13 protein-coding genes are annotated in these 14,827 nt (G+C 72.7%); 4 read left to right on the forward strand and 9 right to left on the reverse strand.

What is annotated here, in order from left to right; translation table 11 throughout:
* Nucleotides 1–97 precede the first annotated feature (97 nt).
* Nucleotides 98–781 (forward strand): HSP18 transcriptional regulator, encoded by a 684-nt coding sequence (locus IE140_RS29445; RefSeq protein ID WP_150194166.1) that lies wholly within the window; start codon nt 98–100, stop codon nt 779–781.
* An 83-nt stretch (nt 782–864) separates the two neighbouring features.
* Here the strand turns inward: IE140_RS29445 and IE140_RS29450 are convergent, their stop codons facing one another.
* Nucleotides 865–1,650: an SAM-dependent methyltransferase gene (locus IE140_RS29450; protein ID WP_150194164.1), complete on the reverse strand. Its 786-nt coding sequence runs from the start codon at nt 1,648–1,650 to the stop codon at nt 865–867.
* A gap of 131 nt (nt 1,651–1,781) precedes the next feature.
* Nucleotides 1,782–1,937 carry a hypothetical protein gene (locus IE140_RS29455; RefSeq protein ID WP_010069856.1) on the reverse strand — a complete coding sequence of 52 codons (156 nt, stop codon included), beginning with the start codon at nt 1,935–1,937 and terminating at the stop codon, nt 1,782–1,784.
* Between the two features lie 239 nt (nt 1,938–2,176).
* Here IE140_RS29455 and IE140_RS29460 point away from each other — a divergent pair, with 239 nt between their 5' ends.
* Complete coding sequence (locus IE140_RS29460) at nt 2,177–3,637, forward strand: alpha/beta hydrolase family protein (RefSeq protein ID WP_150194162.1); 1,461 nt, start codon at nt 2,177–2,179, stop codon at nt 3,635–3,637.
* A gap of 27 nt (nt 3,638–3,664) precedes the next feature.
* On the opposite strand, the gene IE140_RS29465 is transcribed toward IE140_RS29460, so the two are convergent.
* Complete coding sequence (locus tag IE140_RS29465; protein WP_150194160.1) at nt 3,665–4,618, reverse strand: 5'-nucleotidase; 954 nt, start codon at nt 4,616–4,618, stop codon at nt 3,665–3,667.
* Between the two features lie 213 nt (nt 4,619–4,831).
* Here IE140_RS29465 and IE140_RS29470 point away from each other — a divergent pair, with 213 nt between their 5' ends.
* Nucleotides 4,832–6,892 carry a neutral/alkaline ceramidase gene (locus tag IE140_RS29470; protein WP_150194158.1) on the forward strand — a complete coding sequence of 687 codons (2,061 nt, stop codon included), beginning with the start codon at nt 4,832–4,834 and terminating at the stop codon, nt 6,890–6,892.
* A gap of 47 nt (nt 6,893–6,939) precedes the next feature.
* Here the strand turns inward: IE140_RS29470 and IE140_RS29475 are convergent, their stop codons facing one another.
* The 4 genes from IE140_RS29475 to IE140_RS29490 form a co-directional block, all read right to left on the reverse strand.
* A complete protein-coding gene (locus tag IE140_RS29475) occupies nt 6,940–7,422 on the reverse strand; it encodes an NUDIX hydrolase (protein ID WP_032766115.1) in 483 nt (160 codons plus the stop codon).
* Between the two features lie 30 nt (nt 7,423–7,452).
* A complete protein-coding gene (gene lnt, locus IE140_RS29480) occupies nt 7,453–9,048 on the reverse strand; it encodes an apolipoprotein N-acyltransferase (protein WP_150194201.1) in 1,596 nt (531 codons plus the stop codon).
* Nucleotides 9,049–9,144: 96 nt separating this feature from the next.
* On the reverse strand, nt 9,145–9,708 hold the full coding sequence (locus tag IE140_RS29485) for a hypothetical protein (RefSeq protein WP_032766118.1): 564 nt from the start codon (nt 9,706–9,708) through the stop codon (nt 9,145–9,147).
* An 81-nt stretch (nt 9,709–9,789) separates the two neighbouring features.
* Nucleotides 9,790–10,575, reverse strand: coding sequence for a glutamate racemase (locus IE140_RS29490; RefSeq protein ID WP_150194156.1), 786 nt, complete (start codon nt 10,573–10,575; stop codon nt 9,790–9,792).
* Nucleotides 10,576–10,633: 58 nt separating this feature from the next.
* On the opposite strand from IE140_RS29490, the gene IE140_RS29495 reads away from it, so the two are divergent.
* A complete protein-coding gene (locus IE140_RS29495; RefSeq protein WP_100560891.1) occupies nt 10,634–11,815 on the forward strand; it encodes a glycosyltransferase in 1,182 nt (393 codons plus the stop codon).
* Nucleotides 11,816–11,861: 46 nt separating this feature from the next.
* On the opposite strand, the gene IE140_RS29500 is transcribed toward IE140_RS29495, so the two are convergent.
* A complete protein-coding gene (locus IE140_RS29500; protein WP_189460842.1) occupies nt 11,862–13,160 on the reverse strand; it encodes a TerD family protein in 1,299 nt (432 codons plus the stop codon).
* Nucleotides 13,161–13,280: 120 nt separating this feature from the next.
* The gene (locus IE140_RS29505; RefSeq protein WP_150198306.1) at nt 13,281–14,816 is read right to left on the reverse strand and encodes a SulP family inorganic anion transporter; all 1,536 of its coding nucleotides are present in this window, start codon (nt 14,814–14,816) and stop codon (nt 13,281–13,283) included.
* Nucleotides 14,817–14,827 lie beyond the last annotated feature (11 nt).

The raw sequence follows: 14,827 nt of genomic DNA on the forward strand, positions 1-14,827 counted from the left end.
TTTCACCTGACACCGTTGTAGCATGTCATCCATTCGATGACAACTGACCATGTCACCGAAAGGATGACCTGATCGTCGAGCAGACCGAGGAGCCCCCGTGTCCACACCGGCCCAGCCCGAACCGCCCCACCGCCCCGCCCCGGACACCGTCTCCTTCCTTGCCGCGTGGGCGGCCCTCCAGACCATCGACGAGGCGGTCCGCGACGCGCGTGACCACACCGGGGACGCCGCCTCCGGCCCGCCACCGGCCACGGAGCGGAGCCAGGCCCTGGCCTCGCTCCAGCTGTTGCGCGAGGTGCGGGAGCAGCTCGCGGGCTGGGAGACCGGCCTGATCGAGACGGCCCGCGCTGCGGGAGCGAGCTGGGCCGACCTGGCCGACCCGCTGGGCGTCGCGAGCCGGCAGGCGGCCGAGCGGCGCTATCTGCGCCTGCGTCCCGGCTCCGAGGGCAGCACCGGGGAGCAGCGGGTCCGGGCGACCCGGGACCGCCGGGCGGGAGACCGGTCGATCACCGTGTGGGCCCGGCAGAACGCGTCGGATCTGCGGTCGCTCGCCGGGCGGATCACGGCGCTGACCGATCTCCCCGCCGCGGCGGACGCCTCGCTGGACCGGCTCCGACAGGCGCTCGGCGCCGACGACGCCGCCGCCCTGGTCACCCCGCTCACCGCACTGCATCCCCATCTCACTGTGGGCCACGGGGAGTTGGCGGACCGCGTGGTCGCGATGACCCGGCACACCGGCCGACTGCGCGAGGACACGGCCGCCCGTCGGCGCGGCGACTGACCGTACGAGGACGGGTCCGGGCACACCCGCCCGGCCCCACCGTACGACGACTGCCGGCTACGGCTGCCGACCACGGCCGTCGGCTACGGCTTGCGGGCGACGAGCCCCCGCTGGTCGACCGGCACCGCGTTCTCCTCCTCGGGCCGCCAGCGGTCGATCGGGACGAAGCCCGGCTCGACCAGCTCCAGCCCCTCGGCGCAGCCGGTGATCTCCTCCGGCTCCCGCACGAGGTAGGGCGGGTTGTCGCCCGACGCGTACGCCTCCTGCGCCGCCAGCGTCTGCGGGGTCTTCACCGTGTCGCAGAGCACCAGATGGCTTCCCGACGGCATCCGGGCCAGATACCGCTGGACGACCTCGATGCCCTCGGCCGGCACGAGGTGCCCGAGGGTCGAGAGCAGGAGGACGGCGACGGGCTCGGACAGGTCGAGGGTCTTCGCCGCCTCGTCCACCACCGCGTCCGTCGCGGAGAGATCGGCGTCCACATAGGCCGTACGGCCCTCGGGTGCGCTGGTCAGGAGCGCCTCCGCGTGGGCGAGGACGATCGGGTCGTTGTCCACGTAGACGATCCGGGACTCCGGCGCGATGCTCTGCGCCACCTCGTGGGTGCTGTTCGCCACCGGCAGGCCGGTCCCGACGTCCAGGAACTGGCGTACTCCCACCGAGGCGAGATAGCGGATCGCGCGGACCTGGAAGGCGCGGGAGGCCCGGGCGATGTCGACCATCTGCGGGTAGGCCGCGCTCACCGCCTCGGCCAGCTCCCGGTCCACCGGGTAGTGGTCCTTGCCGCCCAGCCACGCGTTCCAGACGCGCGCCGAGTGGGGAACGTCGGACCGGATGCTGCGGCGGAACTCGTCGTCGTCGACGCTCATGGCTCTCCTCTGCCCGCTTGCCGTACCTGGCGGTTGGCCGGACGCACGCCGACCGGCCCCCGGTGGCGACCGTACCCCGCGCCCCGGCACCACGCTGCGATGGCGGGGCGGGCCGGCAGGCGCTCGGGCGCTCAGAAGATCCGGCCCACGAGGCCGAAGATCCAGCTGATCAGCACCGCGAGCAGGATGAAGATCCCGACGGTGATGACGCCGCACCATGACCAGCCGCCTCCGGTGTCCAGCCCCTGGTCGTCCCGTCCGCCCAGCTCCCCGTCGAACAGATCCATGCTCCACCCCTCCCCGTACGCGGAACCCCCCGGTTCCGCGGGGATGTACTCTCCCACACCCCCGAACGACCACTCTGCGCTGCCGAACACCCGTTGCGGCGGGGCCCGGCCGTATCCCGTCGGTGCGGTGGGATACGCGTACGGGATGACATGCGCCGCCGCCGTGTGCGTCTCAGGTCGCACACGGGCGCGACGTGAGCCCGATGTGCCGGGCCCCCGCCGGATCCGACGATGGCAGCATGACCGAACCGACCGCGGGGCTGCCGTTGTCCGCCCCGGAAGCCCTCACGGTGCTCGGCGCCCTCGTCCTCGTTCTGGCCCGCTGGCTCCCCGACCGGCTGCGCGGCCCGGCCGCGCTCGCCGCCGGGGCGTTGCTGGCCGGGTCGGTGACCGTCCTCGTCGTGACGGGGCTGCGCTGGCAACTGGTCCCGGTGCTCGTCGTGGTGGCGGTCGTCGGCGGGTTCGCCCTCGCCCCGCTGCTCGCCCGGCGCTCCGGCCGCGCACCATGGCGAGCCCGGTGGTGGCTGGCGGTGCCGGGGTCGGTGGTGTGCGCCGTGCTCGTCGCGACGGGGCCGGTGGCGGCGTGGGCTTTTCCGGTACCGGAGTTCCCCGCGCCGTCGGGACGCTTCCCGGTGGGCACCGAGACGGTGGAGTGGTCGGTGCCCGCGACGCGGACCGAGCGGGAGAAGCAACCGGGTACGGCCGGGCCGCGTCCGCTCGTGGTGCAGCTCTGGTACCCGGCGGGGCGCAGCGCCCCGGACGCCCGACGCGCCCCGTACCTCGGGCGTACGGAGGCGGAGGCCCGTACGGTCTCGGCGGCGCTGGCCGACTACACGGGCGTCCCCGGCTTCCTGCTCGACGGCCTGCCGCGCGCCCGGAGCCACGCGGTGCCCGGCGCACCGGTCGCGGACGGCGGCGGCCGCTTCCCCGTCGTCGTGTTCTCGCCCGGGCTGGGCGGTGTGCGCACCCAGAACACGGCCTGGGCCGAGGAACTCGCCTCCTGCGGCTATGTCGTGGCGGCCGTCGACCATCCGTACGACTCCGCCGCCGTGGTCCTCTCGGACGGGCGGACCCTCCGCACCCGGGTCACCGCCACCGGCGACCGGGCGAAGGACCGGGCCCTGGCGGAGGAGTGGACCCGGACGCGGGCGGCGGATCTGCGCGCGGTGCTCACCCGGCTGGAGCGGCTGGAACGCAGCGAGGCCGAGGGGCGGTTGGCCGGGCGGCTCGACGTCGGCAGGGTCGCGGCCGCCGGGCATTCGATCGGTGGCGCGGCCGCGTTGCAGGCGGCCCGCCAGGACCGCCGGTTCGACGCGGTCGTCGATCTGGACGGCTTCCCGCACGGTCCCGTCGGTGCTCGCTTCGAGCAGCCGGTGCTGGCGCTGACCCAGGAGATCGGGCGGGGTACCGACCCGGACTATCTGCCCCGGCTCACCCGGGTGCTGGGACGGAGTGACGCGACGAGCTACCGGCTGACCGTCCCCGGGGCCGCGCACCTCACCTTCACCGACGCCCCGTTCTATCTGCCGCCGGTCCCGGGGATCGTGGGCTCCCTGGGCCGTACGGAGGGGCATCGGATCACCGCAGGGGCGACCCTGTCCTTCCTCGACGCCACCTTGCGCCGCACGCCCGTCGACCTGCCCGCCGCGCTCTCGGCCCACGGGGAGGTGACGGTTCACCGGCCGGAGGGCGCCCGCTGAGCCCTCTCGGCCCGTGCTCGTACGAGCTCAGGCGTCCGGGACCGCGGGGGCCGCCGACTCGTTGAGCTTCCCGAACGGCACGTGCACGCTCGGGGTGGTGCGCGAGGTGCTCACCAGGTGGCCCTGCTGGTCGTCGAAGAAGATGTGCGGCTTCAGGATGCCCATGATGCGGCCCTTGTCGATGCCGCCGAGGAAGAACGCGTCGTTGACGGTCACTCCCCACCCCTTGAGGCTCTGCACCGCACGCTCGTGCGCGGGCGCGTTGCGGGCCGTGACGATGGAGACGTGCAGGCGGATCCGGTAGTCGGGGTTCTTCCCGCGCTCCTGCTCCTCCCGCTGCTGGATCCGGTTCACGTTCGCCAGGAAGTCCCGCAGCGGCCCGGCGTCGTGCGGAACGGCGGCGTTCGCGACCTCATGAGCGCGGAACTTCTCGATCCCGCCCTCCTGGAACACCTGCTCCGAGGCGTCCGTGGCGAGGACCCCGTCGAAGTCGAAGGAGATCCGCAGGTCGTGGTCGTCCGCGTCGTCCTCGTAGGGAGCGCCGAGGACATGCCCGGCGGGCAGTCCGGCGGCGACCGCCTCCCGGACGTCCCCCTCGTGCGCCGACAGGAACAGGGACATGTTGAGGGCGGGCATGAACCGGTGGGGCGAGCGGCCCTGCGTGAAGATGGCCCGGCTGATGGGCAGCCGGTGGCTCTCGATGGAGCGCATGACCCGCAGCCCGGTGTCGGGGTCGTTGCGGGACAGGACGATCACCTCGACCAGCGGGTCGTTCACCTCCCCGAGGTCGTTCAGCGACAGCAGCCGGCGGATGAAGGGGAACGCGGCGCCCGGGCGTAGCGGGTCGCCCACGTGCTTCTCCTGGTGGGCGCGGTAGCTCTCCTCGCCCTGCTCCCGGAAGACGGCGTCCGACTCGGTCAGGTCGAACAGAGCGCTGGACGCGATCCCGATGACCAGCCGGTCGGCGAGTTCGTAGTGCACGGCAGTTCCTCCGGTCGGCCCGTGGCTGATGAGCCCCCACTATCGCACCGCCGTACGGCTGTTCCCCCACGGGCCGAGTTCCTTTACTGGCCGGTAGACATCTATGCGACCCAGGTCACACTCCCCTACGGTCGGGGCACTGCCCCGGCCCCTCCACGTCGGTGAGCCGCCGACGGGGCCCGGCCAACGTCCTCTCCCGCCCCAGGAGGTTCCATGCCACCCCCCACCGTCCGCCGCTCCCGGCGCAGGCTCCCCGTCGCGCTGCTCGCCGCCGCCCTCGGAGCGGTCACCCTCGGCGCCCCCTCCCCCGCGTCCGCGTCGGACACCGCCGAGGACACCGGCTACCTCGTCGGGCGCGGTATCGCCGATGTCACGGGCGAGGCCGCCGAGACGGGGATGATGGGCTACTCCAGCTTCGACCAGAAGACCTCGGGCATCCACCAGCGGCAGCGGTCGCGGGCCTTCGTCGTCGTCGACAAGGCGAGCGGCAAGCGCGTGGTGTACGTCAACGCCGACCTGGCGATGATCTTCCAGTCCGTCCGGCAGGGCGTCATGGCCCGGTTGACGGAGCGTTACGGCAGCCTGTACGACGAGGACAACGTCCTCCTCTCGGCCACCCACACCCACTCGGGGCCCGGCGGATACTCCCACAACGTCGCCTACAACCTCTCCGTCCTCGGCTTCCAGAAGGAGACCTACCGGGCGATCGTCGACGGCATCACCGAGTCGGTGGCCGAGGCGCACGAGGACCTGAAGCCCGGCACGATGAGTCTGGGCACGGGGACCCTGACCAACGCCAGCGTCAACCGATCCCGGGAGGCGTTCGACCGCAACCCGGCCGCCGACCGGGCCGCCTTCCCCGACGGGATCGACCCGGCGATGACCGTGCTGCGCTTCAAGCAGGGTGACAAGGACGCGGGCGCGATCAGCTGGTTCGCCACCCACAACACCTCGATCACCAACAAGAACACGCTCATCAGCCCCGACAACAAGGGCTATGCCTCCTACGCCTGGGAGCACGACCACGAGGGCGTCCACTATCTCGACGACACCCCGGGGTTCGTCGCGGCCTTCCCCAACACCAACGCCGGCGACATGTCCCCCAACCTCAATCTGAAGCCCGGTTCCGGGCCCACCGAGGACGAGTTCGAGAACGCGCGCATCATCGGTGAGCGCCAGCTCGACAAGGCCCGGGAGATCTACGACGACGCGCGCCCCGTCGCCGGAGGGGTCGACTCCCGCCTCGCCTATGTCGACATGGAGAACGTGACCGTACGGCCGGAGTACACCCCGGACGGCGAGGAGCACCGCACCTGCCCCGCCGTCGTGGGCGCGTCCACGCTCGCGGGCAGCGTCGAGGACGGTCCGGCCGTCCCGCTCTTCGAGGAGGGCATGCGCACCCCGATCGCACCCATACTCGAAGCGCTGCGCGTCGACACCCCGTCCTGGCTCGCGACCTGCCAGTACCCGAAGGCGAGCCTGATCCCCACGGGCCTGCTGAGCAACGTCCACCCGGTCACCCCGAAGCGGCTCCCCCTGCAGATCATGAAGATCGGCGAGCTGCACCTGGTGGCCGCCCCGGGCGAGTTCACCATCGCCTCCGGGCTCCGCGTACGCCGCACGGTGGCCGAGCAGCTGGGCGTACCGCTGGACCGCGTCCTGCTCCAGGGGTACGCCAACGCCTTCAGCCAGTACGTCACGACGCCGGAGGAGTACGACACCCAGAACTACGAGGGCGGCTCCACGCTGTACGGCCGCTACACCCTGCCCGCCTACCAGCAGGAGTACACCCGGATCGCGGAGTCCCTGCGTGCGGGTACGGCCCTGGACCGGGGTACGTTGCCGGCGGACGAGTCGGGGCGGCAGTTCACCTTCCAGACGGGGGTCGTGTACGACAACCCGCCCTCGGGCAAGGCGTTCGGCGCGGTCCTGAAGGCCCCGGAGAGCTCGTACGCGCGCGGCTCCACCGCCACCGTGGAGTTCGCCACCGGCCACCCGAAGAACAACGTCCGCCGGGGCTCCACCTTCCTGGAGGTCCAGCGGCTGGAGAACGGCACCTGGAAGCGGGTCCTGGACGACGGTGACTGGGAGACCACCTACCGCTGGACCCGGCTCAACGGCCTGGCCGGCACCTCGAAGGCCACGGTCACCTGGAAGATCGCGGCGGACACCGCGCCCGGCACCTACCGGATCGTGCACCACGGGGACGCGAAGAACCTGCTCGGGAAGATCACGCCGTTCACCGGGGCGACGGGAACCTTCACCGTCGGGTAGAGCCGTCGGGGAGAGGCGACAGGAACCCTCACCGCGAAGGAGAGGGTTCAGGTCGTGCTCGGGGTGGGCTGGAACCAGGCGGGGCCCTCGGTGAGGGCCTGCTTGATCCGGAACAGGGCGAACTCGCCGAGCGGCGGGAGCCCGTCCAGCGGGAACCAGCCCACTTCCAGCGACTCGTCGTCGTTGACCCGCGCCTCGCCGCCGGTCGCCCGGCAGCGGAAGGTGATGTCCAGATACTGGCAGCGGTCGCCGTTGGCGTACTGCACGGGCTCCAGCGCCTGGGCGAGCACCAGCCGTTCGGCCACGCAGTGCACACCCGTCTCCTCCAGCACCTCCCGCTCCGCCGTCGCCGCCGGCTCCTCCCCCGGTTCGGAGATCCCGCCGATGACCGCCCACTTCCCCGTGTCCGCGCGCCGGCCGAGCAGCACGCGGCCCTCGTCGTCGAGAACGACGGCCGTCACGCCGGGCAGCAGAAGCAGCTGGTGCCCGGCGGTGGCGCGGATGTCACGGATGAAGTCGGGAGTAGCCATGGATCCGAGCCTACGTGGCCGGATCCGGTGCTACTTCCCGGCGCCCCGCACCCTGCGGGCCCGGACCGCCGAGACGCCCACCCAGCCCAGGCCGGCCAGGGCCAGCAGCGCGATGACACCCTCGGGCAGCGGGCCCATCCGGGTGGCGGGGGTGAGCGAGGAGCGCAGCGGCACCTCGGCGACGAGGGCGTCGGGGGTGAACATCCCGCTCTTCTCCACGATCGTGCCGTCGGGCCGGATCACCGCGCTGACCCCGCTGGTGACGGGGACGACGACGGCCCGGCCGTGCTCGACGGCCCGCACCCGGGACATGGCCAGCTGCTGGTAGGTCATCTCGCTGCGGCCGAACGTCGCGTTGTTGCTCGGCACGGCGATCATCTGCCCGCCGTGGGTGACGGTGTCGCGTACGGCGTCGTCGAAGGCGGCCTCGTAACAGGTCACGAGCCCGACCTTCGTGCCCGCGAGGTCGAAGACGCCCACCTCGGTGCCGGGGACGAACTCGCGCTGCACCCGGTCCACGTCCTCGCTGAAGAAGCGGGCGACCGTGCGCATCGGCATGTACTCGCCGAACGGCTGGATGTGGCGCTTGTCGTAGGTGTCGACGGGGCCCCGGTCGGGGTCCCACTCGATCAGGGTGTTGCGGAGGCTGTCGGAGCCCTTCTCGACCACCGAGCCGACGACCGTGGGGGCGCCGATCGCCTTGACCGCGTCGTCGATGACCTGGCGGGCGTCCGCGTTGAGGTAGGGGTCGAGGTCGGAGGAGTTCTCCGGCCACAGCACGAAGTCGGGCTGCTTCTCCTTGCCCGCCTTCACCTCCTCGGCCAGCTGGGTGGTGCGCCGGGCGTGGTTGTCGAGGACGGCGCGGCGCTGGGCGTTGAAGTCGAGGCCGAGGCGCGGCACGTTGCCCTGGATCGCGGCGACGGTGGCGGTGCCGTTCTCCGCCGAGTCGTCGACCAGGGGCAGCGCCGCGAGAGCGCCCGCGATGGGTACGAGGACGCTCGCGGCGGCTCCGGCGACGGCGGCGCGGGAGATCTTCCCGGTGGACCGGTACGCCATGACCTGGCGCACCGCCTCGTAGAGGCCGAAGCCGCACAGCACGACGGCGAAGGAGAGCAACGGGGTGCCGCCGAGCGCGGCGAGCGGCAGGAAGGCGCTCTCGGACTGGCCGAAGGCGATCTTGCCCCAGGGGAAACCGCCGAACGGGATCCGGGCGCGGACCGCCTCGTCCAGCGTCCAGACCGCGGCCGCCCACACGGGCCAGTACGCGAGGCGGGTCACCGCGGCGATGCCCAGGCATCCCACGGCGATGAAGAGCCCCTCCGCGGCGGCCAGGGCCAGCCACGGCACCGGGCCGACGTCCTCGCCGGTCCAGTGCAGCAGCGGCAGCATGAAGCCGAGGCCCGACAGGAGGCCGAGGCCGAACGCGGCCCGCAGCCGGCGCCCGTGCAGCACCCAGCCGAGCAGCGCGAACCCGGGCAGCACGAGCCACCACACGGTCCGGGGCGGGAAGCTCGCGTAGAGCAGGAGCCCGGACAGCACGGCGGCGGCCGGGCGGAGGAGCCGCCGCGGCAGCCCGGCGGCCCGGGGGGCCGCTGCCGGGGGCGGCGAATCGTCGACGGGGGTCATGGTGGCGCTCACCCGCCGGAGTCTACGGTGGGCGGCTGTGAGCGGCGGCGTTGACCTGCGCGGGGCCGGGTCACCGGCGGCTTCGGGGCGGCCCGGTCAGTCGCCGGGCCGTTTCCCGGGGGACGGCAGGTGCAGGCGCTGCCGGATGAACCGTACGGCCGTCTCCGCGTCGTCGACCGTGACGGTGAAGGTACGGCCGTCGCCGAGGCTCAGGGCCATGCCCTCACCCTTGCGGACCACCACGGCGGTGCCCTGTTCGGGGCGCCAGCGGTAGCCCCAGCCGCCCCACTCGCGTGGATTGATCCGGGGGACGAACTCCGCGCCCGTGACATGGCTGAGCAGGATCCGGCGGCGCGGCAGGCCGGCGTGGCCGCAGCGGACCTCCAGGCTGTCCCCGTCGACCTTGACGGCCACATGGACGAAGGCGAGTGTGCCGAAGAGGATCAGCAGTCCGGCGGCGAGGCAACCGATCACGGACATGAGCAGCGGGGCGATGCCCGAGGTCCAGGCACCGTCGACGGCGAGCTCGATGCCGAGCGCCACACAGCCCGCGCCCGCGAGGGCCAGCAGCCACTGGAGCCGGTTGGTGGCGCGGCCGTTCCACTCCGTGGGCGGCGCCTGGCTCGACCCGTGCCTCGCACTCTCGGGGTGGTCGGTCATATTCAGCAGCGTAGCCGCGTTCCGGACTCCCGGCCGGGGCTGCGGGGGCCGATCGGGCGAGCCGTCCGATCGGCCGTGCGGTCAGCGGACGGGTTCTCCGGCGGCCAGGATCCGGCCTTCCGCGTAGGTCAGGGCGGCGTCCGGGAGAGCCGCGACACGCCCTGCCCGCAGCACGGTGAGCCCGCCGGAGGGTGCGGCCGTCGGGGCGGGTTCCGCGCCGATCCGGCGCAGTGCCTGGGCGGCGACCGCCCCGGCGGAGGCGTGCAGCGCGAGCGGCGGGCGCCCGGGGCGCTGCACGGCGTCGCGGATCCGGGTCGCGACCAGCTCGTAGTGGGTGCAGCCGAGGACGACGGCCCGCACGTCGATCGGGGTGAGGGCGGCGGCGGCCGCGACGGTCCGGTCGATCGCGGCCTCGTCGCCGTGCTCCACGGCGTCGGCGAGGCCGGGGCACGGCACCTCGGTGACCTCGGCGGAGCCGCCGAATTCCGCGATCAGTCCGCGCTGGTAGGGGCTGCCGGTGGTGGCCGGCGTGGCCCAGATGGCGACGGAGCCGCCGCCCGCGGCGGCGGGCTTGATCGCGGGGACCGTGCCGATGACCGGCAGGGCGGGCTCCAGCTCGGCGCGGATCGCCGGCAGGGCGTGGACCGAGGCCGTGTTGCAGGCGATGATCAGCGCGTCGGGGCGCTGGGCCGCGGCGGCGCGGGCGACGTCCAGGGCCAGGGCGGTCAGGTCCTCGGGAGTGCGGGGACCCCAGGGCATCGAGCCGGGGTCGGAGGAGAGCACCAGTTCGGCGTCGGGCCGCAGGCGGCGCACGGCGGCCGCTGCCGCCAGCAGGCCGATTCCGGAGTCCATGAGCGCGATCTTCACCCGGTCACCCTAGCCGACAGCCCTTGCGGACCGGGCTCTGTGGGGCAGACTTCGGCGGATGAGCGTCGTTGCCTGGATCGCCGTGGGTTCGCTGATCGTGTGGGTGTGGCTGCTGCTGGGGCAGGGCTTCTACTGGCGGACGGACCAGCGGCTCCCCCGGCGCACCGACCCGGCGCGCTGGCCGTCGGTGGCGGTGGTGGTGCCGGCCCGCGACGAGGCCGCGATGCTGCCGGTGAGCCTGCCGTCGCTGCTGGTCCAGGACTATCCGGGGGAGGCCCGGATCATCCTCGTCGACGACTGCAGCAGCGACGGCACCGGGCAGCTGGCCCGGGACCTGGCCGCCCGGTACGGCGGTCTGCCGCTGACCGTGGTGACGCCCGGGGAGCCCGAGCGGGGCTGGACGGGCAAGCTGTGGGCCCTGCGGCACGGGATCGCGGTGGCCCGGCGGGACAAGCCGGACTTCCTGCTGCTGACCGATGCGGACATCGCGCACGAGCCGGACAGCCTGCGCGATCTGGTGGCCGCGGCCGGTCCCGGCGGCCCCGACGGCTTCGACCTGGTGTCGCAGATGGCGCGGTTGCGGGTGGAGAGCGTCTGGGAGCGCCTGGTGGTGCCCGCGTTCGTCTACTTCTTCGGGCAGCTCTACCCGTTCCGCCGGGTGAACAGCGCCCGGTCGCGGACGGCCGCGGCGGCGGGAGGATGCGTACTCCTGCGTACGGAGGCCGCCGAGCGGGCCCGGATCCCGGAGTCGATCCGGCAGGCGGTGATCGACGACGTGTCGCTGGCGCGGGAGGTGCGGCGCAGCGGCGGCCGCATCTGGCTGGGGCTCGCGGAGCGGGTGGACAGTGTGCGGCCGTATCCGCGGCTCGCGGATCTCTGGCGGATGGTCGCGCGCAGCGCGTACGCGCAGTTGCGGCACAGCCCGCTGCTGCTGGCGGGGACTGTCCCGGGGCTGCTGCTCGTCTATGTGGCGCCGCCCGCGACGCTGGTGGCGGGGGTGCTGTCGGGTGACGCGGCGGCGGCCTGGGCGGGCGGCGCGGCCTGGGCGGTGATGACGGCGACGTATCTGCCGATGCTGGCGTACTACCGGCAGTCGCCGTGGCTGGGTCCGCTGCTGCCGCTGACGGCGGTGCTGTACCTGCTGATGACGGTGGACTCGGCGGTGCAGCACTACCGGGGGCGGGGCGCGGCCTGGAAGGGCCGTACGTACGCGCGTCCGGAAGCCGCGCCCGACCGGTGACGCCGCCTCCGGGAGGCGGGCGGCCGGCCCGGGCGGGCGCGGGTCCTCACTTACGGCCGGGCGTCCAGTTCATGCCCCAGCCGTAGGCGGCGTCGATGGTGCGCTGGGGGCTGACGCCCCGGTCGGGAACGAGGTAGCGGGCCTCGCGCTGCACGGTGAGGTCGCCGCCGTTGTTGGTGATGAGGGCGAGGGCGCAGACGGTGGAGGGCACGGTGCACTCGTCGAGGGAGAAGTCGATGGGCGCGCCGTTCTGCGGCTGGAGGGTGACCGTGGCATGGAGATCGGCGAAACTCCGGGCGCCCTCATAGACAGTGACGAAGATCAGTACGCGCCGGAGCAGGTTCTTGTGGTCGAGGTTGATGGTCATGTTCTCGCCGGTCGAGAGCGCACCGGTGCGATCGTCACCGTCGAGATGGATGAAGGGCGGCTGATTCAGAGAACCGAACGCGTTTCCGAGAGCCTGTACGACTCCCTTGCGTCCGTCGGTGAGTTCGTAGAGCGCGCAGAGATCGAGATCGAGGTCGGCGTGCATGGCGATGGCCCGTCCGAGTTTCGCTCCCCAGCCTGTGAACTGTTTGCGCACTTCCCAGTTGAGGTTGACGCGCAGCGCGCCGGAGGTGCCGCCCTGCTTGGCGAGCGAGACGGACGGGGCGCTCTTCGTCAGCGTGATCTTGGTCAGCCGTACGGGCTGTGTGACGGGCGGGGCCGCGGGAGCGGGGGGTTGCGGGGCGACCGGGGCGGCGGCGGGCGCGGGAGCCGGGGCCGGGGCGGCCGGCCGGGAAGCCTGCGGGGCGGGCGGAGCCTGCTGCGGTTCGTCCACGGAGATGCCGAAGTCCGTCGCCAGGCCTTCGAGGCCGGTGCTGTATCCCTGCCCGACCGCCCGGAACTTCCAGGCGCCCTGACGGAGATACAGCTCGCCGAGGATGAAGGCGGTCTCGACCGTGGCGTCCGTGCTGTCGAAGCGGGCCAGCTCCGCGCCGCCCGCCGCGTCGGTGATCCGTACGTAGAGCCCGCTCACCCGGCCGAAGCTCCCGCCGTCGGCCGAGGCCGCGACGACGATGCGCTCGATCCCGGGCTCGACCTTCGCGAAGTCGACGACGAGGGTGTCGGTGACCCCGCCGGGAGCGGTCCGCTTGCCCTCGTGCCGGACCGCTCCGGAGGCGTGGGCCGGCTGGTTGTAGAAGACGAAGTCGGCGTCGCTGCGGACCTTGCCCGCCACCAGCAGCAGCGCGGAGGCGTCGACGTCCGGGGCGCCGGGTGCGGCGTGCCAACCCAGTTCGACGCGCACGGCACCGGCCGGCACCGGAATGTTGGTCCCTTTTTGCATGGTCATGCTCGCCCCCATCACGAGTCCGGCTGCCCGCAGGCTTTCCCCACAATCTATCCGTCTGTGGCGGGAAAGCCTCCGGGCGCCGACGCCGTCGCGGACCGGGCGCGTGCTGGGCGGTCCGTGGTGCGGGGTCCGCTAGCGGTCCGTGGTGCGCGGAGGCCCTTCGCTCTTCGGAGCGAGGCCGGCGAGGGCGGCCTCGCGGGGTGTGCCGGCCTTCTCCGGTTCGGGGCTCTCGGCAGGGCCGTTGTGCGTGCTCCACGCGTCCAGGGCGGTACGGCAGGCATGGTCCAGATGGCGCAGCCGCGAGAAGTCGAGCTCCACAGGCCGGTCCTTCGGGAGGGCCTCCAGGGTGTCCAGAATCAAGGGGAGGCGCAGGAAGGTGGCGCTGCCGACGAGGGCGACCGTGGTGCGGTCGTCGCGCTCGTCGATGTCGAGGCGGACGGCGGAGGTCTCCCAGGCGGTCTTGATCACCGCCAGTCCGATACCGAGCAGCACCCCCATGAACATGTCCGTGAGCACGATCGCCAGGGCGGTCACCGCCAGGACCACGGCCTCGCCCCGGTGTTCACGCCAGAGCGGGCGGATGGTCGTCACGGGGATGAGCTTCGCACCGGCGTGGACGAGGATCCCGGCGAGGGCGGCCACGGGGATCAGACCGAGCACGGCGGGGAACAGGGCCGCGAACAGCAGCAGCCACACCCCGTGCAGGATCCGTGACGCCTTGGTGCACGCACCTGCCTGGACGTTGGCGGCACTGCGCACGATGACGGCGGTCATGGGCAGTGCGCCGACGAGGCCGCAGAGGGTGTTGCCCGTCCCCTGCGCGATGAGTTCCTTGTTGTAGTGCGTGCGTGGACCGTCGTGCATCCGGTCCACGGCGGCGGCGCTGAAAAGGGATTCGGCCGAGGCGATGAGCGTGAATGCGAGAATGACGCCGAGGAGACCGACGTCGGCGAGCAGACCGAAGTCGTCCAGGCCCGTCAGCCGCAGCGAGTCGATCAGCCCCTGGACCTCGATGGAAGCGACGGGCAGGTCGAACACGGCCACCGCCAGGATGGCCAGTCCCACGGCCACCAGCGGCCCGGGGAGCATCTGGGGCAGCCGCCCGGGAAGCCGCTTCCACAGGATCAGGACGGCGATGGCACCCGCGCCGACCGCGCAGGAGGAGATCGCCGGGGCTCCGGTGATCCGGGTGAGCAGGTCCGGCAGCCCGGTCAGGTTGTCGAGACCGCCGCCGGGAGCGGACACCCCGGCCATGGCGTAGAGCTGGCTGCTGATCAGTACGAGACCGATGCCGGCGAGCATGCCGTGGACGACCGCGGTCGAGATGGCGCGGAACCACCGGCCGAAGCCGACGAGTCCCAGCCCGACCTGGAGTATTCCGGTCGTCAGGACGAGGATGCCGAGCGCCGCGACGCCATGGTCGGTGACGGCCTCGTACACCAGGACGGTGAGCCCGGCGGCCGGACCGCTGACCTGGAGCGAGGAGCCCGGCATCGCGCCTGCGACCAGTCCGCCGACGATGCCCGTGACCAGGCCCAGTTCGGCGGGGACACCGGAGGCGACCGCGATCCCCACACAGAGGGGGACGGCTACGAGGAAGACCACGATCGAGGCGAGGATGTCGCGGGACAGGACGTCCGGGCGTAAGCGGAGGTGGGGAGAGAACATGAGAGCTTCAG

This window comes from Streptomyces parvus (assembly GCF_014648875.1).
GTDB lineage: Bacteria > Actinomycetota > Actinomycetes > Streptomycetales > Streptomycetaceae > Streptomyces > Streptomyces parvus.

Bases quoted from the DNA above. Each gene is read 5' to 3' on its own strand.
- lnt (WP_150194201.1), bottom strand. From the start codon at position 9,048: ATGACCCCCGTCGACGATTCGCCGCCCCCGGCAGCGGCCCCCCGGGCC.
- IE140_RS29450 (WP_150194164.1), bottom strand. From the start codon at position 1,650: ATGAGCGTCGACGACGACGAGTTCCGCCGCAGCATCCGGTCCGACGTT.
- IE140_RS29500 (WP_189460842.1), bottom strand. From the start codon at position 13,160: ATGGGGGCGAGCATGACCATGCAAAAAGGGACCAACATTCCGGTGCCG.
- IE140_RS29485 (WP_032766118.1), bottom strand. From the start codon at position 9,708: ATGACCGACCACCCCGAGAGTGCGAGGCACGGGTCGAGCCAGGCGCCG.
- IE140_RS29495 (WP_100560891.1), top strand. From the start codon at position 10,634: ATGAGCGTCGTTGCCTGGATCGCCGTGGGTTCGCTGATCGTGTGGGTG.
- IE140_RS29455 (WP_010069856.1), bottom strand. From the start codon at position 1,937: ATGGATCTGTTCGACGGGGAGCTGGGCGGACGGGACGACCAGGGGCTG.
- IE140_RS29470 (WP_150194158.1), top strand. From the start codon at position 4,832: ATGCCACCCCCCACCGTCCGCCGCTCCCGGCGCAGGCTCCCCGTCGCG.
- IE140_RS29505 (WP_150198306.1), bottom strand. From the start codon at position 14,816: ATGTTCTCTCCCCACCTCCGCTTACGCCCGGACGTCCTGTCCCGCGAC.
- IE140_RS29460 (WP_150194162.1), top strand. From the start codon at position 2,177: ATGACCGAACCGACCGCGGGGCTGCCGTTGTCCGCCCCGGAAGCCCTC.
- IE140_RS29475 (WP_032766115.1), bottom strand. From the start codon at position 7,422: ATGGCTACTCCCGACTTCATCCGTGACATCCGCGCCACCGCCGGGCAC.